19 protein-coding genes are annotated in these 24,522 nt (G+C 70.2%); 9 read left to right on the top strand and 10 right to left on the bottom strand.

Features of this window, described 5'->3' with window-relative positions:
• The first annotated feature begins 48 nt into the window (after nt 1-48).
• Nucleotides 49-1,527, top strand: coding sequence for a S28 family serine protease (locus JYJ93_RS38665; RefSeq protein ID WP_206799787.1), 1,479 nt, complete (start codon nt 49-51; stop codon nt 1,525-1,527).
• Nucleotides 1,528-1,619: 92 nt separating this feature from the next.
• Here JYJ93_RS38665 and JYJ93_RS38670 read toward each other — a convergent pair whose 3' ends face one another.
• The 4 genes from JYJ93_RS38670 to poxB all read right to left on the bottom strand — a co-directional run bounded on the left by JYJ93_RS38670 (nt 1,620) and on the right by poxB (nt 5,096).
• Nucleotides 1,620-2,084 (bottom strand): DoxX family membrane protein, encoded by a 465-nt coding sequence (locus JYJ93_RS38670; RefSeq protein ID WP_206799788.1) that lies wholly within the window; start codon nt 2,082-2,084, stop codon nt 1,620-1,622.
• A gap of 84 nt (nt 2,085-2,168) precedes the next feature.
• Nucleotides 2,169-2,684, bottom strand: a complete 516-nt coding sequence (locus tag JYJ93_RS38675) for a hypothetical protein (RefSeq protein ID WP_206799789.1) — start codon at nt 2,682-2,684, stop codon at nt 2,169-2,171.
• A gap of 30 nt (nt 2,685-2,714) precedes the next feature.
• Entirely contained in the window at nt 2,715-3,233 is a 519-nt protein-coding gene (locus JYJ93_RS38680; protein WP_206799790.1) for a sigma-70 family RNA polymerase sigma factor, read from the bottom strand.
• 126 nt (nt 3,234-3,359) lie between these two features.
• Nucleotides 3,360-5,096, bottom strand: coding sequence for a ubiquinone-dependent pyruvate dehydrogenase (gene poxB, locus JYJ93_RS38685; protein WP_206799792.1), 1,737 nt, complete (start codon nt 5,094-5,096; stop codon nt 3,360-3,362).
• Between the two features lie 226 nt (nt 5,097-5,322).
• Here poxB and JYJ93_RS38690 point away from each other — a divergent pair, with 226 nt between their 5' ends.
• Nucleotides 5,323-6,834 (top strand): hypothetical protein, encoded by a 1,512-nt coding sequence (locus JYJ93_RS38690; RefSeq protein WP_206799794.1) that lies wholly within the window; start codon nt 5,323-5,325, stop codon nt 6,832-6,834.
• Between the two features lie 221 nt (nt 6,835-7,055).
• On the opposite strand, the gene JYJ93_RS38695 is transcribed toward JYJ93_RS38690, so the two are convergent.
• From JYJ93_RS38695 to JYJ93_RS38705, 3 genes are read right to left on the bottom strand one after another with little or no spacing between them, the layout of a single operon-like run.
• Nucleotides 7,056-7,838: a LytTR family DNA-binding domain-containing protein gene (locus JYJ93_RS38695; RefSeq protein WP_206799795.1), complete on the bottom strand. Its 783-nt coding sequence runs from the start codon at nt 7,836-7,838 to the stop codon at nt 7,056-7,058.
• Nucleotides 7,831-8,982 (bottom strand): histidine kinase, encoded by a 1,152-nt coding sequence (locus JYJ93_RS40905; RefSeq protein WP_206799796.1) that lies wholly within the window; start codon nt 8,980-8,982, stop codon nt 7,831-7,833. Before JYJ93_RS40905 ends, JYJ93_RS38695 begins: the two co-directional genes overlap by 8 nt.
• Before the next feature lie 15 nt (nt 8,983-8,997).
• Nucleotides 8,998-10,017, bottom strand: coding sequence for a zinc-binding alcohol dehydrogenase family protein (locus tag JYJ93_RS38705; RefSeq protein ID WP_206799797.1), 1,020 nt, complete (start codon nt 10,015-10,017; stop codon nt 8,998-9,000).
• An 87-nt stretch (nt 10,018-10,104) separates the two neighbouring features.
• On the opposite strand from JYJ93_RS38705, the gene JYJ93_RS38710 reads away from it, so the two are divergent.
• Nucleotides 10,105-10,485: a helix-turn-helix domain-containing protein gene (locus JYJ93_RS38710; protein ID WP_206799798.1), complete on the top strand. Its 381-nt coding sequence runs from the start codon at nt 10,105-10,107 to the stop codon at nt 10,483-10,485.
• Nucleotides 10,486-10,498: 13 nt separating this feature from the next.
• Here the strand turns inward: JYJ93_RS38710 and JYJ93_RS38715 are convergent, their stop codons facing one another.
• Nucleotides 10,499-11,140: a hemolysin III family protein gene (locus tag JYJ93_RS38715; protein WP_330166770.1), complete on the bottom strand. Its 642-nt coding sequence runs from the start codon at nt 11,138-11,140 to the stop codon at nt 10,499-10,501.
• A gap of 143 nt (nt 11,141-11,283) precedes the next feature.
• On the opposite strand from JYJ93_RS38715, the gene JYJ93_RS38720 reads away from it, so the two are divergent.
• Entirely contained in the window at nt 11,284-11,922 is a 639-nt protein-coding gene (locus JYJ93_RS38720) for a TetR/AcrR family transcriptional regulator (protein ID WP_242544097.1), read from the top strand.
• A 10-nt stretch (nt 11,923-11,932) separates the two neighbouring features.
• On the opposite strand, the gene JYJ93_RS38725 is transcribed toward JYJ93_RS38720, so the two are convergent.
• Nucleotides 11,933-13,828: a hypothetical protein gene (locus tag JYJ93_RS38725; protein WP_206799799.1), complete on the bottom strand. Its 1,896-nt coding sequence runs from the start codon at nt 13,826-13,828 to the stop codon at nt 11,933-11,935.
• A gap of 212 nt (nt 13,829-14,040) precedes the next feature.
• Between JYJ93_RS38725 and JYJ93_RS38730 the strand changes: the two genes are divergently transcribed.
• Entirely contained in the window at nt 14,041-15,831 is a 1,791-nt protein-coding gene (locus JYJ93_RS38730; RefSeq protein ID WP_206799800.1) for a M4 family metallopeptidase, read from the top strand.
• Nucleotides 15,832-15,889: 58 nt separating this feature from the next.
• On the opposite strand, the gene JYJ93_RS38735 is transcribed toward JYJ93_RS38730, so the two are convergent.
• The gene (locus tag JYJ93_RS38735) at nt 15,890-17,803 is read right to left on the bottom strand and encodes a propionate--CoA ligase (protein ID WP_206799802.1); all 1,914 of its coding nucleotides are present in this window, start codon (nt 17,801-17,803) and stop codon (nt 15,890-15,892) included.
• Nucleotides 17,804-17,949: 146 nt separating this feature from the next.
• On the opposite strand from JYJ93_RS38735, the gene JYJ93_RS38740 reads away from it, so the two are divergent.
• The 4 genes from JYJ93_RS38740 to JYJ93_RS38755 all read left to right on the top strand — a co-directional run bounded on the left by JYJ93_RS38740 (nt 17,950) and on the right by JYJ93_RS38755 (nt 24,466).
• A complete protein-coding gene (locus JYJ93_RS38740) occupies nt 17,950-18,348 on the top strand; it encodes a hypothetical protein (protein ID WP_206799803.1) in 399 nt (132 codons plus the stop codon).
• 35 nt (nt 18,349-18,383) lie between these two features.
• Nucleotides 18,384-18,890 (top strand): hypothetical protein, encoded by a 507-nt coding sequence (locus tag JYJ93_RS38745; RefSeq protein ID WP_206799805.1) that lies wholly within the window; start codon nt 18,384-18,386, stop codon nt 18,888-18,890.
• A 173-nt stretch (nt 18,891-19,063) separates the two neighbouring features.
• Nucleotides 19,064-20,923 (top strand): hypothetical protein, encoded by a 1,860-nt coding sequence (locus JYJ93_RS38750; protein ID WP_206799807.1) that lies wholly within the window; start codon nt 19,064-19,066, stop codon nt 20,921-20,923.
• Between the two features lie 39 nt (nt 20,924-20,962).
• A complete protein-coding gene (locus JYJ93_RS38755) occupies nt 20,963-24,466 on the top strand; it encodes a hypothetical protein (RefSeq protein ID WP_206799809.1) in 3,504 nt (1,167 codons plus the stop codon).
• Nucleotides 24,467-24,522: the final 56 nt, after the last annotated feature.

Below are 24,522 nucleotides of genomic sequence, written 5' to 3' on the forward strand. Positions count from 1 at the left end.
CAGGAACGGCATGTTCGTTCTGTCTTTCTCACAAGGAGGGTTTCACCCATGTCACGTTTCTTCGGTCGTCCCGCGGTGCTGGCGTGTGCTCTGGCGTTGGGGCTCCAGGCCTGCGGCGGCAGCGAGCTTCCCCCGGAGTCCATCGCCCCGAGCGCGCCGGAGGTCCAGGCGCAATCCCAGACACAGGACGCGGCGCCGGACATCCTCGCGCAATTGCAGGCGATCCCCGGCATCACGGTGCTGCTGGAGCGGCCGCCGACCCCGTCGGGCGTGCGCACCTTCGTGCTGGCCTATGACCAGCCGGCGGACCACCTGCACCCGAATGGCACGCGCTTCCAGCAGCGGATGACGCTGGTCTTCCGCAACGCGGAGGCGCCCATGGTGCTGGCCAGCACGGGCTATGGCATCAGCACGTCCCCCGGACAGACGGAGCCCGCCTTCCTGTTGCAGGGCAACCAGTTGCAGGTGGAGCACCGCTTCTTCGGGCCCTCCATCCCGCAGCCCGCGAACTGGCGGCTGCTCAGCATCGAGCAGGCGGCGGCGGACCACCACCGCATCGTCCAGGCCTTCAAGCCGCTCTTCCCGGGCAAGTGGATCAGCACCGGCGGCAGCAAGGGCGGCATGACGTCGCTCTACCACCGGGCGTTCTTCCCGCGCGACGTGGACGCCACCGTGGCCTACGTGGCGCCCAACAGCTACGGCACGCAGGACCCGCGCTACGTGAGGTTCCTGGGCAAGCTGGGCACGCCCGAGTGCCGTGAGAGCATCCGCGGCTTCCAGCGCGAGGTGCTGGAGCGGCGCGCGGAGGTGTCGCCGCTCTTCCAGGCGACGGCCTCGGCGTATTACGGCAGCACCTACGACTTCCTGGGCGTGGACAAGGCGCTGGAGTTCAGCACGCTCGAGTTCGCCTTCGCCTTCTGGCAGTACGGCGACGCGTCGCTGTGTGAGCAGATTCCGCCGCCGGGCGGCCCCGCGCAGGGGCTGGTGGACTTCATGGACTGGGTGGTGGGGCTCTCGTACATGAGCGACGGGGACCTGAACTACTACGCGCCCTATGACTTCCAGGCCGGCACGCAGCTGGGCAGCTACGCGTCCGACGAGGCCCACCTGAGCGGCGTCCTGCACTACCCCCGGGGCTACGACCCGCGGGCGCTCGTGCCGTTCGACATGCGGCCGTATCCCTTCAACCCCTTCGTGATGCCCATCGTGGAGGGCTGGGTGAAGGCGTTCGGCGAGCGCATCCTGCTCGTCTACGGAGAGAACGACCCCTGGTCCACGGGCGCGTTCAGCGTGAGCGCGCGCAATGACTCGTACCGGTTCTTCCAGCCGGGCGGCAACCATGGCTCCCGCATCACGGGCCTGCCGGCGGCGGAGCAGGCCGTGGCGCTGGAGCGGCTGCGGACCTGGGCGGGGCTGCCCGCGGAGAGCACCAGGTCCATGAGCCTGCGCGCCCAGAGCGAGGAGTCCGCGGAGCTGCCCGTCACCACGGGCGTGGTGGACCGCCGCCGCGGCCCGCCGCGCGACTGACGCCTCAGGGCCGTTCGGCCGTCACCTCGCGGGCCACGTCGAGGAAGGCGCGGAACGCGGGGGACATCTGGGCGCGGCTGGGGAAGTCGACCTCAAGAGCCTGGATTGACCTTCATGGCCAGCATCGGGCGGTACGCCGCCCGGTAGGACCAGGCCAGGAAGATTTCCGCCGCCAGGAGCATCACCGCCAGCCCCAGGCCCGACGGCGCGAGGAAGGCGTGCGTCAGGAAGATGTTCACGATGACCGGCGCGATGAGCGCCAGCGCCAGCGGGACGAAGCGGTTGGCCAGCAGCAGCAGGCCCACCACCGTCTCCGTGCCCTTCACCAGCGCGAACAGGAAGCCCGTCGCCTTCATCGCGATGCCGAAGGCCACCGCCGGATCCGCCGGGTCCAGGTCCTTGGGCATGGGAATGAACTCCAGGAACCCGTTCAGCCCGAAGACGAAGAACACCAGCCCCATGAACACGCGGGCCCCCGTCGGCAGGAAGCGGGCGAGTGACTTCTTCTTCGGGGAGGTGTCCACCCCGGGGGGGGTGGAGGAGAGGGTGGCGTCCATGGCGTGCTCCGTTCAGGTGAAAATCGCGGGCCTTCTACATCCACGTCGATTCAGGGCTCCACGAATCGACACGCCCCGCGCTTTTCAGCGGTTCGGCAGCCCGCCTACATGGCCGTACGTCCGAGCGCGCAGCCGCAGCACCTGGTACGTGGCGCCGCAGAGGAACAGGCCCAGCAGCGTCGCCAGGGCCGCCTGCACCATGGGGGACTGGGGGCTGTCCGCCAGGGGCTTGTCCGCGGGCAGCCGGGTCAGCGTCTCGTTGATGCCCGGGACCAGCAGGACCATGAAGCTGGCGGAGTACGTGAGGGTCCGCACGTATTCCGTGGCGCGGCCGAACACGCCCAGGCCCGGCGCCGCCGCGCCCACCGCCATGAGCAGCAGCGCCACGAGCCCCAGCGCGTGGCCCGGGTTGAAGCCGCCCGTGCTGGACAGGCCGAACGACGTCACCACCGACGTCACCATGCTGGCGACATACGCCTTGCCGACGCGCGTCCCCGGGTCGATGCGCCCGTCGCGCGCGAAGGCCCAGACGCCGAAGACGATGGGAGGCACGCTCACGAGCGTGTGGATGATGCCCAGAACGGACAGGGGGTTCGCCATGACAGGACTCCAGATGAGAGGGATTGAGCTTCAGGCCAGCAGGTATTCGCGGATCATCACGCGGGCGCGGTGCAGGCGGCTCTTCACCGCCGCCGGCTCCAACGACAGGCGCCCGGCCATCTCGCGGATGGAGAGCGACTCGAAGTCGCGCAGCACGACGACCTCCAGGTATTGCGGCGGCAGCGACTCCAGCGCGGACGCCATGTCCAGCCGCAGCGAGTCCGGCGTGTGCGCGGACATCCACTGGTCCACGAGCGCCTCCTCGTAGGGGTCGTTCTTCAGCACCGTGCGGGCCAGGCGGCGGCACTCGCGCTGGACGATGCGGAACATCCACCCGGAGAACGACTTCAGCTGGCGCACGGCGGACAGGTGGCGGGACATCACCAGCAGGGCCTCCTGGACCGCGTCGTCCACGTCGCTGATGAGGCAGCGCTTCTGCGCGTAGCGCCGGAGGTTCGGCTGCTGGAGCTGGAGCAGGTGCACCATCGCGTCCCGGTCACCAGCATGGGCCGCGAGCAACAGCGCGTCGGGAGGGGTGGCCAAGCTCATGGGACCTGCCTCGTGCGACGGGGAAAATCCCCGTTCGCCAGCTAAGAGGCGGCCACGGGCCAGATGGATTCGCGGCCCTGCTGATTTTTCCCAGGCCCCGTCCAACCGCTGGAGATGCCAGGGGTTTCAGCGCCAGAGGTTGGTGCGCGCCAGTTCCAGCACCTCGTTGGTGCGACCGTTGAGCAGGGCCTTGATGCCGAACAGGGTGAAGCCCGCGGCCATGGACGCGGTGATGCGGGGAGGCATCACCAGCTCCGCCTTGCTGACCACGGCGTCCACCAGCACGGGGCCCGGCGTCGCGAGCGCCAGCTGGACGGCTTCATCCACCTGCCCCGGGTCCTCCACGCGCAGGCCCTTGATGCCCACGGCCTCCGCCAGCGCGGCGAAGTTCGGGTTCTGGAGCGCCGTGCCCACGTCGAGCATGCCGCCCACCTGCTGCTCCATGGCCACGAAGCCCAGGGAGCTGTTGTTGAACACCACGACCTTGATGGGCAGCCCCAACTGCACCAGGCCGATGAAGTCCCCCATCAACATCGTGAAGCCGCCGTCACCGGAGAAGGCGATGACCTGCCGGTCCGGGAAGGCCTTCTGCGCGCCAATGGCCTGCGCGAGGGCGCTCGCCATGGAGCCGTGGTTGAAGGAGCCCACCAGCCGCCGGCCGCCCCTCATGGTCGCGTAGCGCGCGGCCCACACGGTGGGCAGGCCCACGTCGCAGGTGAAGATGGTGTCATCCGACGCCTGGAGGTCGAACGCGCGGGCCACCTGCGGCGGGTGGATGGGCGTCTTCCCCACCGTGCCCTGCCCCAGGGAGTCCAGCTCCTCGCGGGTCTTGCGGTAGTGCGCGAGCGCGCGCTCCACGTGCTTCGTGTCGCGCTTCGCTTCGATGCGGGGCAGGAGCGCCTGGACGGTGGCGGACACGCTGCCCACCACGCCCAGGTCCACCCGCGTGCGCTTGCCGATGTTCTCCGCGCGCACGTCCACCTGGATGATCCGCGTGTCGGCGCTGTCCGGGTAAAACTGCCGGTAGGGGAAGTCCGTGCCCAGCATCAGGAGCACGTCGCAGTCGATCATCGCCCAGTACCCGGACGCGTAGCCGATGAGCCCCGTGAGCCCCACGAAGTGGGGGTTGTCCTTCTCCACGAACTCCTTGCCCCGGAGCGCGGAGACGACGGGCGCCTGGAGCCGCTTCGCCAGCTCCACCACCTGCGCGCCCGCGCCCTCGCAGCCCGCGCCGCACAGCAGCGTCACGCGCCCGCCGCGGTTGAGCAGCGCGGCCATCTGCTCCACCTGCGCGGAGGACGGCATGAGCTGGGACGACGATGCGAGCAGCGACTCCGGCGTGGGAGCGCGCGCGTCCTCCGCCTTCAGCATGGCGATGTCGCCGGGGAGCACCACCACGGCCACGCCGCCCTTGCCCACCGCGCTGCGGACGGCGATCTCCGCCGTGCGCTGCATCTGGTTGGGGCCGGAGACCAGCTCGCAGTAGTGGCTGCACTCCTTGAAGAGCGACTCCGGATGGGTCTCCTGGAAGTAGCCGGTGCCCAGCTCCATGGAGGGAATCTGCGCGGCGATGGCCAGCACCGGCGCCCGGCTGCGGTGGCAGTCATACAGGCCGTTGATGAGGTGCAGGTTGCCGGGGCCGCAGCTCCCCGCGCACACGGCGAGCTGCCCGGTGAGGTGCGCCTCCGCGCCCGCGGCGAAGGCGGCGGCCTCCTCGTTGCGCATGGGCACCCATTCGATGTCGCCCCGGCGGCGCAGCGACTCCGTGAGGGCGTTGAGGCTGTCACCCACCACGCCATAGATGCGCTTCACCCCCGCGAGCGCGAGGACCTCCACGAACTGGTCCGCCACCGTCTTCTTCATGGTCCACCTCTCGCCTGGGCCCCTTCACCCCGGGCGAAGATGTGCACCGTCCCGCTGGCCTGCGACCGGCCGTGCGGCCGTGCCCCGAGCAAGGCTGGCTGCCGGGTGCGTCGGGGACCGCCAGGCCTTCGCCATTCGCCGCGCTCCCAGCACCGTTCGCCGCGCCCTTCGGGTCACTGGCGGCATGGCCCCTGAAGGCAGGTTCCGGCCACGGCATCGTGGGGCCATGCGAAGCCCCCTGCTGTTGTCCACTGTCGCGGCGCTGCTGCTCACCCTGCCCGCCGCCGCCGAGTCCCCCGCCCTCGCCCACGTCCGCGCCGCCGCCGAGGCCATGGGAGGCGAGGCCCGGCTCCGCGCGCTCACGGGTCTGCGGTTACGAGGCGTAGGCCATTGGAACCTGCTGGAGCAGTCCGAGCGCCCGACGCCGCCCTTCCTCGTCATGTACGAGCAGTTCGAAGAGGTGCGCGACCTGCGCCGGGGCCGCCTGCGTCAGGAGTCCGAGAGCCGAGGGATGGGGGTGGAGGACTGGAAGGGCGTGACGATGCTGCTCGCCGACGGTGTGGCGGCGGCGGACTTCCAGGGGAAGTGGCTGCCCATGGGCGCCGCGCAGCTCCAGGACCTGCAGGAGCGGATGGCCTTCGCGCCCGAGCACGTGCTGCTCGCGGCCCTGGACGCGAAGGACCTGCGCGCCCAGGCGGACACGGTGCTGCAGGAGGTGCCCCACCACGTCGTCGCCTTCCACCAGGACCGCGCGAGCGTGCGCCTGTTCCTCAACGCCCGCACGGGACTGCCCACGGCCGTGGAGACGGTGGACGCGCATCCGGAGGATGTCTTCTGGAGCGTCTGGGGCGACGTGCGCACGGTGCTGTCCTTCCAGGCATGGACGCTGGAGCCGGGAGGCCTGCGCTATCCGCGTCACTGGGAGTGGGCGCGCAACAGCCAGCCCTACCACTCCGTCACGGTGACGGCGGTGACGGTGGATCCGCCGCTCGAGGACGCGGACTTCGCCGTGCTGGACGAAGTGAAGCAGGGCTTCGAGGCCCGCCGGGCAAGGAAGCTGGACGAAACCCCCGTGGTCCGACCAGACGCGCCACCGGTGGAGGTGGCGCCCGGCGTGGTGCAACTGCCGGGTGCATGGAACGTGGCCCTGGTGGCGCAGGACGACGGCGTGGTGGTGGTGGAGGGCCCGCTCGCGTCCGGCTATTCGGCGCGAGTGATGGACGAGGCCGCGAAGCGCTTCCCGGGTCTGAAGGTGAAGGCCGTGGTGTCCACCAGCGACGCCTGGCCGCACATCGGAGGCCTGCGCGAGTACGTGGCCCGGGGCATCCCGGTGCACGTGCTGGATCTCAACCGCGCGCTGGTGGAGCGGCTGGTGGCGGCGCCGCGCACGCTCATGCCGGATGCGCTGGCCAGGAAGCCACGCGCCGCGAAGCTCCAGGTCGTGGACGGACGGCGCGTGCTGGGCGCCGGAAAGAACCGGCTGGAGCTCGTCCCGGTGCGCACGGAGACGGGCGAGCGGATGCTGTTCGCATGGCTGCCGGAACACCGGCTGCTCTACACCTCCGACCTGGTGCAGCCCCAGCCGGACGGCGCGTTCTTCAACGTGCAGCAGGTGGACGAAACAGTGGAGGTGGCCGAGCGGGAGAAGCTCCCGGTGGCCAAGGTGTTCGGCATGCACCTGAAGCCCACGGACTGGAGCGCCCTCACCGCCGCCGTGGACAAGGTCCGCAAGCCCTGAGGCCCTCAGGGCAACAACAATCCTGTCGCCACGGATGAGAAGGTAAGAACCCACCGGGCCTCCCCGCCGGCGGCGAAACCAAAAAACCTGTCCGACTGTCGGACAGGTTCGGACGACCCCGGGAAGCTGTCGGACAGGTTGAGGCGACGATGGGAACCTGTCGGACTGTCGGACAGGTTTTGGGAGACCGGGCCCGGCGGGCGGCATGGGCTGGCTGGGGATTAGCGGGCCCGGCCCAGTCGCCGCTCCAGGTGCTCTCGGCGGCTGCGGCTGACTCGAAGACGCATGCCGCTTCGCAGCACCACCACCTGCTCCGTGGGGGATGGCCGGTGCACTTCTTGAATGCGCTCCACATTGACGATGGCGGAGCGGTGGATGCGGACGAAGCGCTCTGGATCCAGCCGCGCCTCCAGCGCCGCCAGGGTCTCGCGCAGGACGTGGGCCTTCCCGTCCGCGTGCAGCGTGACGCAGTAGTCGTCCGCCTCCACCCACTCGATGTCCGCGACGGGGACGAGCACGGAGCGCAGACCCACGCGCACCAGGAGCCGGTCCGCGGGCGGCTCGGCGGGCCTGGGTGCCGGGCCCGCGTCCGCCAACAGGTCCGCGAGCCGCCGGCCCAGTTCGGCGGCCTCGCCGGCGCGCAGCCTCTGACGGGCCCGGGCCAGCGCTTCGTCGAAGCGCGCGTCGTCGAAGGGCTTCACCAGATAGTCCACCGCGTGCACATCGAAGGCCTTCACGGCGAAGGTATCGAACGCGGTGATGAAGATGACGGCGGGCATCTGCTCCGCGCCCACCTCGCGCAGCACGCCGAAGCCGTCCAACTCCGGCATCTGCACATCCAGCAGCACCAACTGGGGACGCTGGGCACGGATGGCATCCACGGCTTCGCGGCCATCGCGGCACTCGCCGCACACCACCGCGTCCGGATGGCGCGCCAGGGCCTGCTTCAATCCCTTTCGGGCCAGCGGCTCGTCGTCCACCAGCAGTACACGCAGTTCAGCCATGCGCCACTCCAGCGGCGCTCGGCGTGGAGCGCCAGGGCAGCAGGACCGTGGCCACGGCGCCCTGCCCTTCCGCGTTGGCGACTCCCAGCCGGCCTTCTTCACCGTAGAGCTGCGCCAGACGCGCGCGCGTGTTCGACAGGCCAATGCCCCTTGCCGCCTCCAGGTCGAAGTCCCGGGTCAGCCCCGGACCGTCGTCCTGCACGGTCAGCTCCAGCGCGTCTCCGCACCGCCGCGCTCCAATGCGGAGCACTCCGGACGCGGAGCGCACGCCGATGCCGTGGCGGAGCGCGTTCTCCGCGAGCGGCTGGAGCACCAGGTGGGGCACTCGGGCCTCCAGCGCTTCCGGCTCCACCGCCCACTCCACCCGCAGCCGGTCCGCGAAGCGCAGCTGCTGGAGCTCCAGGTAGCGCGACAGCACGGCCACCTCGTCGCGCAGGGACACCTCCTGGGTGGCCCCCTGCTGGAGCAACTGCCGGAGCAGGTCGCTCAGCAGCACCAGCATGCGCGCGGCCTCCTCCGTCTCCTTCTCGCGCACCAGCACCACGATGGCATTGAGCGTGTTGAAGAGGAAGTGCGGCTGCAACTGCGTCTGGAGCGCGAGCAGCCGGGACTCGGCCAACTGCACCGCGAGCGCCGCGGCCTGCCGCTCGCTGTCCCTCGCCCGCTGGGAGGCCCGGGTGGCGGAGGCCACCGCCAGCACCGTCGCGTAGGCCATGCCCATCATCGGCAGCCAACCCCACCAGGCCCGCAGCCAGCGCGCGGCCCAGGTGGCGTCCCGCCCGGGCATGAACTGCGCCGTCGTCAGCGCGTACACGGCGGCGAACAGGGCGCCCATGCCCAGATACGCTCCCAGGTGCACGAGGACGGAGCGCGGCCTCGGGGGGCTCAGGGGCTCGCGCGCCGCGAGCCGGGTGAGCCACGGCGTGAGGGGCAGCCACACGTACCAGGCGGGCATCTGCGCCGCGAACACCCGCCACAGCGCGGGCGCCCCGGCCATGTCCCGGCTGAACGTGTACGTCTCCAGCGCGGAGAAGAGCGCGGGCGCGGACCACGCGGCGGCCCAGACACGCCACGCGCCTCCAGAACTGTCTTCCAGGATGCCCACGAGGCCCGCGAGTCTACTGGCGGGCGCCTCGGACTTCACCGCCTCCGCGAGCGCTCAGGGGAAGCCGCCGAGCACGATCTTCCCCACCGTGCGGCCCGTCTCCACCGCCGCGTGCGCGCGCCGGAGGTTCGCGGCGGTGAGCGGACCGAAGTCCTGGGTCATGGTCGTCCGCAGCGTGCCGCCCTCGACCAGGTCCGCCACCGTGTCGAGCAGCCGCTGCTGGGAGAGCGGATCCGCGTCGTAGAGCGCGCGCGTGAACATCAGCTCCCAGTGGAGCGCCAGGCTCTTGCGCTTCATCGCGGTCACGTCGAGCGGCGTCTGCGGGTCGTCGATGATGCCCAGGTGCCCGAAGGGCGCCATCAGCTCCACCAACTGCGCGAAGTGCTGCTCCGTCGCGGTGAGCGCCATCACGTAGCGCACGCCCCCCGGCACCAGCGCCTTCACCTGCTCGGCCAGGGGCTGACGGTGGTCCACCACGTGGTGCGCGCCCAGGGACCTGCACCACTCCACCGTCTCCGGCCGCGACGCCGTGGCGATGACCGTGAGGTCCGTCAGCTTGCTGGCGATCTGGATGGCCATGGAGCCCACGCCCCCCGCGCCGCCCACCACGAGCAACTCATCCTTCCGGGTGCCTGTCTTGTGCCGTGGCACGCCCAGGCGCTCGAACAGCAGCTCCCACGCGGTGATGGAGGTGAGCGGCATCGCGGCCGCCTGGGCGAACGTCACCCCCTTGGGCTTGCGGCCGACGATGCGCGCGTCCACCACGTGCAGCTCGGAATTCGTCCCCGGCTTCGCGATGGAGCCCGCGTAGAACACTTCATCGCCGGGGCGGAAGTGTTTCACGTCCTTCCCCACGGCCTCCACCACGCCGGCCGCATCCCAGCCAAGCACGCGCGGCGAGGGCTCCACCTTGTCCTTGGGCGCGCGCACCTTCACGTCCACCGGGTTCACGGACACGGCGCGCACGCGCACCAGCAGATCTCCGGGACCGGGCGTGGGGTCCGGCAGCTCCACGTCGGCGAAGGCTTCGGGATGGTCACTGGGGAGGTACTTCGTGAGGGCGACGGCTCGCATGGGGGGCTCCTTTGCGTGCAACATCGTCCCGAAGGTTGGAACGGACAAGTACGCAGGATTTCCGCCCATACGCACGAAAAGGGAACCATGGCCCGGCACAAGACCTATGACTGCTCCGCCGGTTGTCCGGTGTCCGCGACGCTGGATGTGATTGGCGGCAAGTGGAAGGGGCTCATCCTCTACCACCTGCTCGAAGGCACGCTGCGCTTCGGCGAGCTGCGCAAGCGCATCCCGGACGTCACCCAGCGGATGCTCACGCAGCACCTGCGCGAACTGGAGGAGAGCGGGCTCGTGCACCGGCAGGTGTACGCGGAGGTCCCTCCGCGCGTCGAATACAGCCTCACGCCGCAGGGCCAGACGCTGAGGGGCGTGATTGCCGCGCTCAAGTCCTGGGGAGAGATTTACCTGGGCCGCAAGGTTCCGAAGCCCGCGGCCCCGAAGCGCCGGCTCGCCGTGGCGGGGCGCTGAACAGCGCGGCGCCCTACCCCGCCGCGCGCACCAACCGCAGCACCACCGCGAAGTGCAGCGCCGCGCCCACCAGCGTCATCGCGTGGAACACCTCGTGGTAGCCGAAGACGCCGGGCCGGGGGTTGGGCCGCTTGAAGGCGTACGCGAGCGCCCCCAGCGTGTACGCCAGTCCTCCGGCGATGATGAGCAGGCTCGCGCCCGGGCCCACCGCGCGGAAGACGTCGCCGAAGTACGGCATCATCGTCCACCCCACGCCGATGGCCAGCGCCGCCGTCACCCACTTGGGCGCGCCCACCCAGAACAGCGATTGCAGGATGCCCAGCAGCGCCCCCGCGTAGAGCCACGCCATCAGCGTGTTGCCCACTTCGGGAGGCAGCCCCAGCAGGATGACCGGCGTGTACGTCCCCGCGATGAGCAGGAAGATGGCCGCGTGGTCCGCCCGGCGCATCCACGCGCGGGCCTTCGGCGACCAGTTCACCCGGTGGTACGTCGCGCTGATGGTGAACAGCCCCACCAGGCTCAGCGCGTACAACGCGGACGCCACTGCCGTGCGCGGCGTGGGCGCCATCGCCACCAGCACCACCCCCGCCCCCACCGCGAACGCCGCCGCCCACTGGTGCAGCACGCCCCGAAGCTTCGGCTTCTCCATGCCCATCACCGCCCCGCTCATCCGCGCCCCAAAGTGGACCCGGCACACCTAGAAACGAAGCATTTCATGGCGGTGCCGGCTCCTGGTTTGACCTACGATACGGTAGGTTTCGGTCTGGTAAGTTACCGATGGGTAGGTTCGAGGTCAACTTGAAGAAGAAACAGCGGCTCACGGGCGCGGAGCGCCGGGTCCAGTTGATGGAGATTGGCCGGGCGGTCTTCGCCTCGAAGGGTTACGAGGCGACCTCGATTGAAGAGGTTGCCCAGCAGGCGGGCGTGTCCAAGCCCATCGTCTACGAGCACTTCGGCGCGAAGGAGGGGCTGTACGCGGCCATCGTGGACCGGGAGCTGGAGAACCTGGTGGCGCGCGTGTCCACGAGCATCGCGCAGGGCACGCCCCGGCAGCGCTTCGAGGACGCGGTGCTGGCGTTCATGGCCTACGTGAAGGAGGAGCCCGCGGGCTTCGCGGTGCTCACGCGGGACTCGCCCACGGCGGCGGCGCGGCGCGGACTGACGCGCGTCATCGACGACCTGGCCCAGCGCGTGAGCGACGTCTTCCGCAGCGAGTTCGAGCGCGCCGGCTACCCGCCCAAGGTGGCGCCCATCTACGCCAACGCGCTGGTGGGCATGGTGACGCAGGTGGGCCACTGGTGGGCCGCGGAGGGCAAGGCCTTCTCCACGGAGAACGTGGCCCGCCACGTCGCGGCGCTCGGGTGGATGGGATTGAGGCACCTGCCCAAGGACCCGGCCGCCCCCGGCGCGAAGCGCGAGCCCAGGCGCCGCGGCTGAAGGGCCCCGGCTACCGCTGCTCGGCCGGGGAGCCGGAGAGCACCTGGACGGGGTCCAGGGTCGCGTTGCACCAGGTGAAGACGGCCCCGTCCGCGCGCTGGGCGATGCAACTGCTTTCGCCCAGGCGGCTCATGGCAGGCAGGGAGTCCACGCGCTGGGGGCTCGGGAAGTAGGAGGCCCAGGTGTAGAGGCTGCCATCGTCACGCAGGGCCGTGGAGAGCGTGGCATTGAACGAGCCCCCACTGCCGATGGCCGCCACGCGCGACAGCCCGGGAACGCGCACGGGCACCGTGCGGGCGCCCGGCTCGGCCCCCGCTCCCCACGTATAGACCGTCCCGTCCGCGCCCAGCGCCAGGCTGGAGCTCATCCCGGAGGAGATGGCGACGATGCCGGAGAGGGAGTCGATGCGCGTGGGGGCCGTGGCCTTTCCGCTGCCGCTGCTGGCCCAGGTGAAGACCGTCCCCGTCTCGTGCAGGGCCACGCCATGCATGAGCTCGGTGGCGACCGCGGAGATGCCGGACGGGACGTCCACCCGTGAGAGGAGGGGCGAGCCATTGCCCCAGCTCCAGACCGTGCCATCCACGCCCAGCACCAGGGAATAGACGTTCATGGTGGCGATGGCCGCGATGCGGGGAAGGCCCTCCACCACGACGGGCGTGCGGCGAATCGTCGCGAGGTCTCCGTTCGCCAGTTGGCCGGAGGTGTTGTCGCCCCAGGCGAAGAGCGTGCCGTCCGCGCGCAGCGCCAGCGAGTACCCGCTGGCCGCGGACACGGCGACGATGTCGGTGAGACCCGGCACCTGCGCGGGGACGGGCTCGGAGGTCGCGGGGGAGCCCGTCCCCAGCTGTCCCACGGCGTTGTTGCCCCACGCCCAGACGGTGCCCCCCGGACGGATGACCAGGAAGTGGCCGTTCCCCTCCGCGAGCACCGGCAACGCGGCCCCGGGCCGCACGCACGTCGACACCGTCTCCTGCGCCCGGCCGCCATGCGGGTCCGTGACGATGACGGTGAGGTCGCAGGGCTTGCAGCCCACCACCGGCGGTTGCGCCGTGGGCGTGAAGCGCGTCGTGGCCGCCGTGATGTCCTCGAACACGCCCACGCAGCTGGCCTTCCAGGCATGCGTCAGCGTTTCACCCTCCAGGTCCACGGACGTCACCGCCAGCGCCGCTGCTTCCCCCACGCCCGTCTCCGGAGTGGAGCGCGCGGAGGCCACGTACGGCGACACGTTGAAGAAGACCTCCGACAGGGGCTTCGCGTTGTGGACGGGCAGCTTCACGGTGAGCACGCCCGACGGCCCCCTCGCCTGCGTCAGCGTGAGGGTCAACGCCGCATCCGCGACCCGCGAGCCCGTCCAGGTGGTCTGGAGCGCGCTCGAGTCGGAGAAGTCACCGTCGGCGGAGGACGTCCAGGCGGCGGCGGGCGCGCCACCGGTCTCGGTGCCGCGCACGGTGGCGGTCAGCGACACGGCCTGGCCCACGGACAGGTCCCCCGGGGACGCCACGAGCGAGGTGACCACGGGCACGTCCGAGGCCGGCTGGGACGACGGGAGCAGCAGGTAGACGGCCGCGGATCCGGCCTCTTCCGTCAGCGCCACGTCCGACACCGTGGCCTCGTGGAGCCGCGCGCCCGAGCCATCCAGCGCCGCGCCCACGAAGGTGTGCCCGGCTCCCACGGGCACCGCGCGCAGCACCCCGGACCAGCGGCCCGCCTCCTTCTTCAGCGTGACGGTCCGCGCCGGCATGTCCGGGCCGGAGACGGTGACCTGGACGGAGGCCACGTCCTCATCCGGCGTCTCCAACTGAAGCGAGGTGACGACATCCACGGCGGCGGTGGATGCGTCCCTGCAGCCGGGCACCAGGCAGGCGAGCACCGCGAGAACAGCAAGGCCCCTGACGGACAATGACATGCATTTCCCCTGTGGGAGCTCCGGACGGGGCCCGGAGGCGACGTGCGTCGAGGCGTGTCTTACCCAGACATCCCGTGCGCTGAACAGCGCCTCCAGGTCACGGCCGTGGCCGCTTCGCGAGAACCCGGGTCTCCTGAATTGCCCAGGAAATTTCTTTTCTGGGTGAAAGCTCACCCCCTGGAAAGCGCCCTTCGCGCGAACCGGAGTTCCCCGTGCGCATCCGTCACTACGCCTCGCTCGCGTCCTTCCTGCTGCTGGGAAGCGCCTGTGGTCCCACCGACACCGCTGAAAACACTGCTCAGACGGACGCGCAGGGCAGCGCGCTGGCCGCGAAGCCCATGCGCGGCGACGGCCTCCGCCAGCTCCAGGCGCAGCGCCCCGGCTTCCTCAAGGGAGCAGGCGAGCTGAGCTCGCGGCGCTTCCACGTGGACGGGCATGGCCAGGCGCATGAGCGCCTCTCGCAGACGTTCCAGGGCGTGCCTGTCTTTGGCGCGGCGGCCATCGTCCACCTGGACTCGAACGGCGCGATCGCGGGCGTGACGGACAAGCTCGTGCGCGACCTCAAGGTGGACACCTCTCCCAAGCTCCGGGCCCAGGAGGCCATCGAGCGCGCCGTGGCCGGGCAGGAGGCCATGGGCAGCGTGGTCACGGGCGCGCCCCGCGCGGACCTGCAGATCCTCGCCGACAGCAAGGACACCCGGCTGACGTGGCGCGTGCAGTTGGAGACGACGGACGTGGACGGCCTGCCCTCCATGCCGAATGTCTTCATCGACGCGCGCACCGGTGACTCCGTCTGGGCTTTCGACAACCTCCAGACCACCCGCAACCGGAAGACCTACACGGCGAAGAACCGCACCACGCTGCCCGGCACGCTGGTGCGCGGCGAGGGCCAGGGCGCCTCTGGTGACGCGGTGCTGGACCAGGCCCACGACAACGCGGGCTTCACGTACGACTTCTACTCCAGCGTGTTCGGCCGGGACAGCTACGACGGGCTGGGCACCGCGCTCACCTCCAGCGTCCACTACAGCAAGAACTACGTGAACGCGTTCTGGAACGGGACGCAGATGGTCTACGGCGACGGTGACGGCTCGCAGTCCAGCGCGCTCACGGTGCTGGACGTGGTGGGCCACGAGCTGACCCACGCCGTCACGGACACGTCCTCGGAGCTCATCTACGCCAACGAGTCCGGCGCGCTGAACGAGGCCATGTCCGACATCTTCGGCGCCTCCATCGAGGCGTACCGGGACGGCGCCGTCACCGCCAACACCTGGAAGATTGGCGAGGAGTGCTGGACGCCGGCCACCGCGGGCGACGCGCTCCGCTACATGAACGACCCGGCCATCGCGGGGGACTACGACTACTACCCCACGCGCTACACCGGCACGTCCGACAGCGGCGGCGTGCACTGGAACTCCGGCATCGCGAACCTGGCGTTCCACCTGATGGTCAACGGCGGCACGCACCCGCGCGGCAAGACGAGCAACGTGGTGCCGGCGCTCGACGCCAACAGCTACGCCAGCATCATGAAGGGCGCGGCCATCTTCTACCGCGCGAACACCGTCTACCTGACGCCGGGCAGCACCTTCGCCGACGCGCGCGGCGCCACCGCGCAGGCGGCCCAGGACCTGTACGGCGCCAGCGCCGTCACGTCCGTCAACGAGGCCTGGAGCGCCGTGGGCGTGGCCGCGCCGCCGGTGTGGACGACCCTCGCCACGCTGACCAACGTCTCCGGCGCCCGCAACAGCAACACCCATCTGAGCTACGTGAAGCCCTCCGGCGCCACCGCGATGCGCTTCGCGCTGGCGGGCGGCACGGGTGACGCGGACCTCTACGTGAAGTTCGGCAGCGCGCCCACGACCACCAGCTACGACTGCCGCTCCGCGGGCGCCAGCAGCGACGAGACCTGCACCCTCAACGGCGCGCAGTCCGGCACGTACTACGTGCTCATCCGCGGCTACAGCGCCTTCTCCGGCGCCACCTTCACGGTGAGCTCCGGGCAGTAGTTGTCCGCCGGCGCGGCCTCCACGGCCCTGGGGGCCGCGCCGGGCTTTTCCTTCCGCTTCAAGCCTTCGGGGGCCGCGCCTTGAGCGCGGCCTGGATGCCTTCCAGCGCGCCCGGGTCCTCGATGGTGGTGAGGTCGCCCGGCTCGCGGGCCTCCGCCACCGCCTGGATGCTCCGGCGGAGCAGCTTCCCGGAGCGCGTCTTCGGCAGGTTCGCCACCACGTACACCGCCGCGGGGCGGGCCACGGCGCCCAGCGTCCGGCCCACCGTGTCCATCACCTCGCGTGAGAGGGCGTCCCGGTCCTCCTCGCGGTGCAGGCGCGCGGGGTCCCTGGGCACGGCGAAGGCCATCACCACCTGGCCCTTGAGCTCATCCTTCACGCCCACCACCGCCACCTCCGCGATGGCCGGGTGGCCGCTGATGGCCTCTTCAATCTCACGCGTGCCCAGCCGGTGGCCCGCCACGTTGATGACGTCGTCGGTGCGGCCCAGGATGAAGTAGTCCCCGTCCGCGTCGCGCGTGGCCCAGTCGAACGTGTTGTAGAGGGGCGTGTCGAAGCTGGAGAAGTACGTGGAGACGAATCTCGCGTCGTCGCCCCACACCGTGGACAGACAGCCCGGCGGCAGCGGCGGTTGAATCACCAGCACGCCCTTCTGGTCCGCCGCCGTCACCTCTTCGCCGCTCAGCCCGTCCACCAGCTTCACGCGGTAGCCGTAGATGGCCGCGCCCGGTGAGCCCAGCTTGCGCTTGCGCGGCTCCACCCCGGGGACGGGCCCGAGGATGGGCCAGCCCGTCTCCGTCTGCCAGTAGTTGTCCAGCACCTGCGTGGACGGCAGCGCGTCTGAAATCCACGCGTGCGTGGGCGCGTCCAGCGGCTCACCGGCGAGGAACAGGTAGCGCAGGCTGGACGTGTCGTGGCGCTTCAGGAACGCCGCGTCCTGCTTCTTCAGGATGCGGATGGCGGTGGGAGACGTGAACATCACGCTCACCCGGTACTGCTCGATGAGCCGCCACCAGACGGCGGCATCCGGCCGGATGGGCAGGCCTTCGTAGAGCACCGTCGTCATGCCGTTCAGCAGCGGGCCATAGACGATGTACGAGTGGCCCACCACCCAGCCGATGTCGGAGGCGGTGAACATCACCTCGCCGGGCTGGCCCGTGTAGATGTGGCGCATGGACGCGGCCAGCGCCACCGCGTAGCCGCCCGTGTCGCGCTGCACGCCCTTGGGCTTCCCGGTGGTGCCGGACGTGTAGAGGATGTAGCTGGGCTCCGATGACTCCAGCCACTCCACCGGAACCCGCGCCCCTTCGTGCTCGCGGCCCAGCGTGGCGAAGTCCACGTCGCGCTCCGGCGTGACGGGGCTGTGGGGAACGAGCCCCCGGTCCAGCACCAGCACGCGCGCGGGCGGGTGCTTCGCGAGCGAGAGGGCCTCGTCCACCAGCGGCTTGTAGGGGACGACGCGGCCCGCGCGCATGCCCGCGTCCGCCGTCACCAGCAGGACGGGCTTCGCGTCGTCGATGCGCAGGGCCAGGCTGTGCGCCGCGAAGCCGCCGAACACCACCGAGTGGATGGCCCCCAGCCGCGTGCAGGCGAGCAGCGCGAAGACGGCCTCCGGCACCATGGGCATGTAGACGATGACGCGGTCCCCGCGCTTGACGCCCAGCGAGCGCAGCATGGCCGCCGTCCGGTTCACCTCCGCGTGCAGCTGCGCGTAGGTGTACTGGCGGCGCTGGTCCGTCTCGGTGGACTCGAAGACGAGCGCCGGCTGGTCCGCCCGGGTGGCCAGGTGCCGGTCCACCGCGTTGTGGCACAGGTTGGTGCGCCCGCCGACGAACCAGCGCGCGAAGGGCGGCCGGGAGGCGTCCAGCACGGCGTCGAACGGCCGCTCCCAGTCGATGAGCCGGGCCTGCTCCTCCCAGAACGCGTCCGGCGCTTCGATGGAGCGGCGGTAGAAGTCCCGATAGCTGCCCATGCGGACGCTCCTGAGAAGGGGATGTCCCGGGACGATAGGGGCGGGTCCGCGGAGGTGGGAAGGACGCCCTTGCGGAAGATGCCCGGGAATAATCAGCGCGGCGGGCGTAACCCCATCAGCTTTTCCACTGAAGGGGAGTCCACACCATGAAGCGTTTCACGCAGGCGTTGGGAACGTCCGTCGCGCTGGTGCTGCTGGCCGTACCCGTGGCGTACGCAGGGTCGAAGTCGGCGTTCAACGTGAACGTGAACACCTCCCTCCGTTACGCGGAAGGGGCGCAGGGCACGGCGCGCAACAGCTCCGACACCGTCCAGCGCATCTACTGCCGCACGTCCGCGGACTCGGCGGGCAATGAGTCCGTGCGGTGCTTCGCCGTGTCCGCGGCGAGCGTGTCCGCGACCTGCTTCTCCACCCTGCCCGCGCACGTGCGCAGCGCGCAGTCCGCGGGCGACGCGTCCTTCATCTATTTCACCTGGGACACGAGCGGCGTCTGTCAGTCCATCGACGTGCTCAAGGGCTCGCACCTGGAGCCGAAGGCGCCGTAGTCCCGCCGCTTGCGCCGCGCCCCCGGAGCCTCTCGATGAAGACCTTCCTCCAGACACTGTTGTCACAGGTCCCGGGCATCGCGCTCGGCATCACCGGGGGCGTGGCGCTGACCTTCGCCACCCTGGAATCCCGCGTGGAGCGGATGCTCGACGCGCAGACCCGCCAGCTTCGCGGGCTCGCGCAGCCCTGTCCCGCCCCCACCTCCGGGGTGACGTGGACGCAGGACTCCCGCGAGGAGCTGCGGCTCATCCGCGAACAGCTCGCCGTGCTCGCGGCGAGGGAGCCCGTGGCGGCGCCTCCCGCGCAGCCCGCGGAGCCCGCGCGTCCAGCCCCCACGCCCGGACAATGGGAGGCCTCCCGCCAGGGGCAGCAGGTCCTGGATGACGCCATCGCGCGAGGCCGCTGGACGGACGATGATCAGCGGCGCTTCCACCAGGCCCTCGGCGCCGGCCCGCGCGAGGAGGTCGAGGCGATGGAGCGCGAGCTGTCCCTTGCCATCAACAGCGGGCAGCTCCGTCCGGTTCTGGGCGAAGAGCGGTAGCGCGCGAAGCGACGCAGCTGCGTCCGCGCGGCACGCAGCTTCGCGAGCGCGCGTGGGCGGTGGACGTGATCACGCGAGGTTGCGGTCTGGTCCTGGCCTTGCAGCTGGAGAGAGCGTGTCCGTGAAACAGGTTGTGTTTCACGGCGCATGCCCCTCACCCGCCAGGTCCTGCCATGACGATCTCGACGTCCCTCACCATCCAGAACAACTCCGGCTGCCCCATCGATAACCTTGGCGGACCCGACTACAAGGACGGCTCGCTCAGCGGCAGCGCGCCCGCGAGCAGCATCGCTGCGGGCTCCAGCACGACCTTCAAGGTCGAGCAGAACAACTCCATCTCCCCGGGTCCTGAAGGCACGGTGACGTACAAGCTGGAGACGGGGAACGAGCAGGTGCCGCTCTCCTTCTACTGGAACTACTCCAGCGGCGCGCAGCACCACGAGTCCTATACCGCCACCACGGACTCCGGCCTCGCGCCGGTGGTCATCACCCAGACGGACACGAGCGGGGACCACCACGCGACCACCTACCGGGTGGACTTCAAGCCGCGCGCGCCGCACGAGTGGGACCTGGTGTGGGCGCTGACCGTGGGGCTCATCAACAAGCAACTGCACGCGCTGCGCTACTACCAGCTCATCCCGTCCTCCTTCACGCAGGCCGCCAGCGGCGGCGCGCAGCTCACCGTGACGGCCATGGGCGACCCGACCGTGTCGGTCCCCGACGACCAGACGACCCACCTGGACGTGCACCTGGCCTTCACCACCGCGACCCTCCAGTACGTGGAGTCCGGCGCGACGAAGACGCAGTCCCTGTCGGGCACGACGGTCATCGTGTCGCTGGACCTGTCGCAGGCGCAGGTGACGGACCCCAGCACGCTGGCCGCCACGTCGGAGGCGAAGCAGCACATCCAGGGCCTCCAGTCGCTCAACTACTCCGTCTACCGCCTCTTCCTGGACCTGGCCAACCCGTCGCTGTTCCGCTCGCTCCAGGTGGTGAACGCGAGCAACCAGCCCGTGGCGCTCAGCCAGGCCGCGCAGAGCGCGCTCCAGGCCACGCTGGCCGGCGTGGGCCACATGGACGTGGCGTACACGACGCAGGCGCCGGGCAGCCCCGCGAGCATCGTCCCCACGCTCGCGAAGGAGCGCACCACCCGCTACAGCGCCAACGGGAACTTCAGCACGCTCAACGTGTGCATGATGAGCCGGGGCCGGAAGGAGCCCAGCTGGAGCTCGCGCTTCGGCTTCACCGCGCCGCTGGCCTCCACCACCAACCCGGACGGCAGCCCGGCGGAGGCCCGCGCGCGGCTGTTCCTCAGCCAGGACACGCTGGGCGAGGGCTACCTGAAGCCCACCGTGCTGCCCGCCATCCTGAAGGCCTCCGGCATCCCCGGCAGCATCATGCGGCTGGCGCCGCTCATGTACGAGTGCATCGGCACGCGCGACAACTCCAGCAAGAACGACGGGCGCGGTGAGTTCGTCCAGGTGAACAACGGTTTCGACCAGTACGTGGCCGGCACGGAGGCCATCGTCTTCACCACCCAGCCCAACCTCACCCAGACCGACCGCTGCACGCTCGCCATGAGCGGCCAGTTCCAGGTGAACATCGAGGTCAGCCAGTATCCGCTCGACTTCATCGGCCTGGGCATGAAGGACGTCCTGGGGAAGGCCACCTACGTGCAGCCCTGGACGGGCACCATCACCCTGTCCGCGGGTGACGGCGGCAAGCTGGTGACGTCCGTGGACATCGTCCTGGGCAAGGCCCCGGCGCCGACCGTGGACAAGACGCTGGATGGCTGGGTCTTCAACGCGTTGGACAAGCTGTTCAACTGGTCCTCCACGTCGCCGCAGGACGCCATCACGGACCAGGCGCAGAAGTTCGCCAGCGACCTGGCCAACACCTTCCGCGACAACGCCTCCATGTCGCTGGATGTCGAGGACTGCGTCGTGCTGCCCACGGGCGTCGCGCGCTCCTACAGCCAGTTCGTCTTCAACACCGAGGGCGCCGCCCAGGTGGACGTGACGTTCCCCGGCTGAAGCACCCCTCCCTCCCAAAGACATCCCAGGACCCCATCCATGTCCCAGACTTCCCAGACGGGCTCGGCGACCGTTTCCTCCAGCCTGATGTACAACTACCTGGCCGCCACCTCCGTGGACGCGGCCTATCCCCTCGCCTCCGCGGAGGACACCGGCGGCTCGCCGCTGCTGTTCAGCGTGGGCGCGTCCGCCGCGAACACCGCGCGCAAGACGCTGTGGGTGATGTTGCGCGACACCACCGTGACGACCGGCTGGCGCCAGGTCGAGCTCAGCCCGGACGCGAACCACGACGTGCAGGGCTACGCGGTGGTCCAGGCCCCCTCGGGCCAGGTCATCATCGCCGTGGCGATGGATGACGGCGCGGGCGGCAGCCGCGTGTTCGTCTCCCCCGCCCTCACGCCCACGCCGGACGGCGGCCCGTGGAGCACGCTCAACACCGCGTGGGTCCAGCGCAACGGAGCCCCCGCCGGCATGCCCGTGCAGCGGCTGTTGCTGGGCGACTTCGTCAGCGCCAGCGAGGCGCCGCTGCTGGTGGCGGAGGTGAAGAACACGAACGGCACCACCGGCCGCTACTTCGTGGACGCGTCCACGAGCAGCACGGCCAGCGCGTGGGTGAACTGGGCGCCGCCCAAGGACATGGCGACGCTGCACGACGTGGTGGTGGCCCGCGCGTCCATCACCGGCATCTCCTACCGGGGCACCTGGTCGCTGTACGACGACAACACCGGCAAGCGGTGCCTCACCTTCACCAGCCTCCTGGACCCGTCCACCAACACCACGCATTCGCTGTCGGTGACGGCGCCGTCCGGAGCGCGCTGCCTGTGGGCGCTGGAGGACCGCCAGAACCAGGGCCTGAGCGCGCTGTACGTGGGCGGTGACGGGCTGTCGTGGTTCCCCTCCACGGGCCTGAAGAACGCGAAGAGCACCGCGCTGGCCATCGCGTCCGCGGACGTGCTGTCCGGCGTCACCACGGTGCTGGCGCAGCAGGACTCCCAGCGCGTCAGCGTGTGGGCGGTGGACGGCAGCCAGCGGCTGTTCTCCCTGAACAACGCGGTGGGCGCCACGGCCGGCTGGTCCGCGCCGCTCCAGCAGCGCGAGCACGTGGCCCGGCTGGCCCCGCGCCGCAACCAGAAGCGCGCCACGGGGGAGCTGTTCGTGGCCTCCACGGACAACAGCCTCATCACGTACCTGTGGCAGGACCCGGACACCACCACCTGGCAGAACACGGACATGGTGCTGCCCACGCAGGCCAACGGGCAGGAGTTCCCCAGCTACACCACGGTGGTGCGCTTCACGGACGCGCAGGGCAAGCCCGTCGTGGGCCAGACGGTGCAGGTGAACGCCTCCGAGTGGTCCCGCGTGATGGTGAACGGCTACTGGACGGACCTGGACTCCAGCACGCGCGTGGAGGTGAAGACGGACGCCGCCGGCACGGTGACGCTCATCAATAAGGTGTCCGACGTGGGCACGCCCGTGTTCCGCTTCAGCGCGCCGTTCCTCGCGCAGGACGTGACGGCGGATCCCAGCGCGGAGCTGCGCGCGAACCTGGCCGCGAAGCTCAAGGGCCAGGACCTGTCCCAGTGGAAGAAGCCGGACGGCACGCCCGTGGTGCCCCCCGGCGCGGACCCGGACCTGGTGGCGCAGGTGCAGGCGTCGCTCCAACAACTGATGGACAACATGGACAGCCTGCCCGCGGATGGCTCGTCGGCGCCCCTGGACACGGCCCCCGCTCCGGCGCCCACGGCGATGGCCAGGACCCAGACGTCCTTCAAGGTGCTGGGCAACGTGACGAACGCCATCGAGACGGCGGCGGGCGACGTGCTCCAGGCGCTCAAGAGCGCCGCGGGCGCCGTCTACGAGTACGTCCTCCAGCCCATCGTCAGCGGCACGAAGACGCTGCTCCAGTTCTTCGTGAAGATTGGCGAGCAGGTGGTGACGTTCGTCGTGCGCACCATCAAGGAGGCGCTCCAGCTCATCAGCTGGCTGTTCCAGCAGCTGGTGGTGCTGATTGAAGACATCATCGCGTTCCTGGGCTTCCTGTTCGCGTGGGACGACATCCTGGCCACCCAGCGCGTGATGGAGGCGATGACGAAGGACGTCGTCCTGGCGCTCGCGGGTCGCATGCAGGGCATGGAGTCCTCCATCACGGAGTACTTCAACGGGCTCATCGCGAAGTGGGACGACGTCTGCAAGCAGGCGCTGGGCCTGCCGGACGTGACGACGCAGCAGGTGGTGACGCAGACGCAGTCCGAGCAGACGCCGGAGCAGAAGTCCGCCACGGATTGCCTCACCACCAGCCCCGGCGCGACCTTCTCCACCTACCAGGTGTCCCACGGCGGCGTCGGCGACAGCACGGCCGAGGACTCCGGCGCGCCGGTGGCCCAGGCCGTCACCGACTTCCTCCAGACGGTGGGGAACATCCTGTCGGACGTCGCGGACTCCGTGAAGGAGCTGTGCCAGGGGCTCCAGACGATGGTGCAGCAGGGCACCGTCAGCCTGCACTCCCTCGTCCAACTGCTGGCGGGGGAGGCCGCGAAGACGCTGCTCGCCGCCGCCAGGGACCTGCTGGTGGGCCTGTGCGAGGTCATCGCGGACGTGAGCCAGGCCATCCTGGATGACGTGCTCCTGCGCCCGTTCAACATCCCGGTCCTGAGCTGGCTGTACAAGAAGCTCACGGGCGAGGACTCGCTGACGATGCTGGGCGCCCTCAGCCTGCTCGCGGCCATTCCCGTCACGATTGTCTTCAAGCTGCTGACGGGGAAGGCGCCCGTCCCCGAGCAGCAGCCGTCCAGCTTCATGCGGGTGATGACGCCCTGGCGGACGACGTCGCTGGTGGCGCTGCCCGAGTCGAAGGACGACCAGGGGAACAACGTCATTGGAGACTCCGCCCACAACTACTCGGTCATTGGCGGCGCGCTGTCGATTGTCTCCTCGTTCTTCTACACGCTCTTCTTTTCGGGCGGGCAGCTCACGAAGAGCGAGGTCGCGCAGCGGTGGTTCTCCACCGGGCAGACCGTCTCCACCTGGACGGGGGTGGCGGGGAGCTTCCCCTTCGACGAGGACGTGCCCTCGCAGCAGTTGGACCGGATGGTCTGGGCGCTCTACTCCCTGGAGGCCGTGGTCACCGGCCTCGTGTGCCTGGCGAGCTGGACGCGCGGCGCGGACGTGGAGGCCCGGGGGCTGGCGAAGGCCCTGGAGGTGACGGACAACACGTTGCTCACGTTCATGGGGCTCGTGAGCCTGGTGCTGTCGGTCGTCAGCTACATCCTGGAGCTGGATGGGGAGATCCCCGCCTCCGTGCCCTACCACTCCAAGCTCTGGGACTCGGAGAAGTTCGGCGCCAACGTCCTGGGCTTCGGCGGCATGACGGGCGAAGGCGTCGCGGGCCTCATCCCGGGTGAATCCGACAAGGCGCTCATCCTCGCGGGCTCCGCGGTCGCGGAGTGGGGCGCGCTCCTGCTCGACGTCACGCGCTGGGCGGACGCCGTCCTCTACAACAACTTCGGTGACGGCACGGACAAGAAGCTCTTCCAGCTCTGGTGAAGCCACACGCCCCCGTCCCCTGGCACGAAGCCGGGGGACGGGAGGTGTCACGGTCC

The sequence above is a fragment of the Corallococcus sp. NCSPR001 genome (assembly GCF_017309135.1).
GTDB lineage: Bacteria > Myxococcota > Myxococcia > Myxococcales > Myxococcaceae > Corallococcus.

What these genes read in the sequence shown, in the direction of transcription:
- JYJ93_RS38690 (WP_206799794.1), top strand. Translation starts at nt 5,323, where the DNA reads ATGCGAAGCCCCCTGCTGTTGTCCACTGTCGCGGCGCTGCTGCTCACC.
- JYJ93_RS38705 (WP_206799797.1), bottom strand. Translation starts at nt 10,017, where the DNA reads ATGCGAGCCGTCGCCCTCACGAAGTACCTCCCCAGTGACCATCCCGAA.
- JYJ93_RS38715 (WP_330166770.1), bottom strand. Translation starts at nt 11,140, where the DNA reads ATGGGCATGGAGAAGCCGAAGCTTCGGGGCGTGCTGCACCAGTGGGCG.
- JYJ93_RS38740 (WP_206799803.1), top strand. Translation starts at nt 17,950, where the DNA reads ATGAAGCGTTTCACGCAGGCGTTGGGAACGTCCGTCGCGCTGGTGCTG.
- JYJ93_RS38675 (WP_206799789.1), bottom strand. Translation starts at nt 2,684, where the DNA reads ATGGCGAACCCCCTGTCCGTTCTGGGCATCATCCACACGCTCGTGAGC.
- JYJ93_RS38665 (WP_206799787.1), top strand. Translation starts at nt 49, where the DNA reads ATGTCACGTTTCTTCGGTCGTCCCGCGGTGCTGGCGTGTGCTCTGGCG.
- JYJ93_RS38725 (WP_206799799.1), bottom strand. Translation starts at nt 13,828, where the DNA reads ATGTCATTGTCCGTCAGGGGCCTTGCTGTTCTCGCGGTGCTCGCCTGC.
- JYJ93_RS38670 (WP_206799788.1), bottom strand. Translation starts at nt 2,084, where the DNA reads ATGGACGCCACCCTCTCCTCCACCCCCCCCGGGGTGGACACCTCCCCG.
- poxB (WP_206799792.1), bottom strand. Translation starts at nt 5,096, where the DNA reads ATGAAGAAGACGGTGGCGGACCAGTTCGTGGAGGTCCTCGCGCTCGCG.
- JYJ93_RS38745 (WP_206799805.1), top strand. Translation starts at nt 18,384, where the DNA reads ATGAAGACCTTCCTCCAGACACTGTTGTCACAGGTCCCGGGCATCGCG.
- JYJ93_RS38750 (WP_206799807.1), top strand. Translation starts at nt 19,064, where the DNA reads ATGACGATCTCGACGTCCCTCACCATCCAGAACAACTCCGGCTGCCCC.
- JYJ93_RS38680 (WP_206799790.1), bottom strand. Translation starts at nt 3,233, where the DNA reads ATGAGCTTGGCCACCCCTCCCGACGCGCTGTTGCTCGCGGCCCATGCT.
- JYJ93_RS38695 (WP_206799795.1), bottom strand. Translation starts at nt 7,838, where the DNA reads ATGGCTGAACTGCGTGTACTGCTGGTGGACGACGAGCCGCTGGCCCGA.
- JYJ93_RS38735 (WP_206799802.1), bottom strand. Translation starts at nt 17,803, where the DNA reads ATGGGCAGCTATCGGGACTTCTACCGCCGCTCCATCGAAGCGCCGGAC.
- JYJ93_RS38755 (WP_206799809.1), top strand. Translation starts at nt 20,963, where the DNA reads ATGTCCCAGACTTCCCAGACGGGCTCGGCGACCGTTTCCTCCAGCCTG.
- JYJ93_RS38710 (WP_206799798.1), top strand. Translation starts at nt 10,105, where the DNA reads ATGGCCCGGCACAAGACCTATGACTGCTCCGCCGGTTGTCCGGTGTCC.